The organism is Pantoea sp. SIMBA_079 (assembly GCF_046940275.1).
Taxonomy (GTDB): Bacteria; Pseudomonadota; Gammaproteobacteria; order Enterobacterales; family Enterobacteriaceae; genus Pantoea; species Pantoea borealis.
The window spans coordinates 1-230 of sequence record NZ_JAWRYR010001004.1; the positions used below are offsets into that span (position 1 = coordinate 1).

Sequence of the window (230 nt, forward strand, 5' to 3'; positions counted from 1 at the left end):
AGTGAATAGGCCCAGGCGACTGTTTAGCAAAAACACAGGTCTCTGCGAAGCCGTAAGGCGAAGTATAGGGGCTGACGCCTGCCCGGTGCTGGAAGGTTAAGAGGAGCGCTTAGCGTAAGCGAAGGTGCGAATTGAAGCCCCAGTAAACGGCGGCCGTAACTATAACGGTCCTAAGGTAGCGAAATTCCTTGTCGGGTAAGTTCCGACCCGCACGAAAGGCGCAACGATCT

The 230-nt window shown here is 54.8% G+C and carries 1 rRNA gene; it reads left to right on the forward strand.

The features are described from left to right. Positions 1 to 230 (forward strand): 23S ribosomal RNA (locus SB719_RS22945); the annotation flags it as partial.